Genomic DNA, 1,184 nt, shown 5'->3' with positions numbered 1-1,184 from the left:
GGTCCCGGCCTGCGGGTCGGGGGCGGCTGCGGGAGTGGCCGTGGCCGCATCCGGCCTGGCGGGGGCGTTGCCGCCGGGAATCAGGTTGTCCTCCAGCGCCGGCCCGGGCGCCAGTCCGCTGGTTGCCGTCTGGGCGTAGTCCGGCACGACGCCGCGGCCGGGTGTGGGTTCGAACGCCACCCAGCCGATATTCTCGAAATACAGTTCGGGCCAGGCATGGGCATCCCGGGAATCGGCTTCGTACTGGGTCAGTTCCACGCCGTCGCGCACCACGGTTTCGCCGGTCACGCGGCCGGGTGCGTAGCCGACGGCGATCCGGCTGGGGATGCCCGCCTCGCGGGCCATGATGGCCATTGCGGCCGAGAAATGCACGCAGTATCCCGCCTTGGCCCGCAGGAAGGCCCCGACCACGCCAAAACCGCTCTGGTCGTAGCCGCCGTCCACGGGGGCCTGCTCGGAGTACGTGAAGTCCGGCCCCCGCAGGTACCGCTGGATGGCCAGCGCCTGCTCGAACGGCCGGTCCAGGTCCCCCACCACCTGCACCGTGGTATCCCTGATGATCTGCGGCATGTCCGCGGGCAGTTCCGAGAACACCGGATCCACCACGGGTGAGTCGTACGGCTCGGCCGAGGCGAGCAGGCTGCGGCTCAGCCTCGGTGCCACGCTGATGACCGTGTAGTCCTGGTTGGCCGTGGTGGTCCCGGCCTCGCCGCGGATGCTCAGCGTGCGCGGGTCCCAGTTCCAGGTCCCTTCCAGTCCCTCGATCCTGGCCGGCGCGTACGGGGCCAGCAGCCAGGGGCTGGTGTACGAGGAGGTGCTGATCTCGGTGGTGGTGACGGTGCCGGCGGCCAGCAGGGCGCGGATCTGCGGCTGGTCGATGCGTTCGACGCCGGGATGCCGGCTGCCGCGCGTGTCGCTGGGCCGCCAGCGGGCGCCGGTGAGGTTCTCCAGTGTCACCGAGCGCAGGTACAGCCCGGTCCCGGCGTCGGTCGCGTAGGTCAGGCGGCCGAACGCGCCGGGGCGGCGCAGGTTCTCGCCCAGGCTCACGATCGGGTTCAATCCGGTCGGCACGCCCAGCCAGTTCAGCCGGGACCCTTCCGGAAACAGGCCGTCATGGAAGCCGGGGACGGCCAGCGGCAGGGCCAGCGCCGCCGCGACGCCGGCGGCACCGATCGCGGCGGCCC

The 1,184-nt window shown here is 72.1% G+C and carries 1 protein-coding gene; it reads right to left on the bottom strand.

Features of this window, described 5'->3' with window-relative positions; genetic code table 11:
• The coding region (locus tag ACFQ36_RS22805; protein ID WP_377017864.1) for a DUF3488 and transglutaminase-like domain-containing protein at positions 1-1,184 on the bottom strand (1,184 nt) is incomplete at both ends.

The organism is Arthrobacter sp. GCM10027362 (assembly GCF_042679445.1).
Lineage (GTDB): Bacteria > Actinomycetota > Actinomycetes > Actinomycetales > Micrococcaceae > Crystallibacter.
The sequence above is the reverse complement of the archived record's forward strand: the minus strand, read 5'-3'. Positions and strand labels throughout refer to the sequence as shown.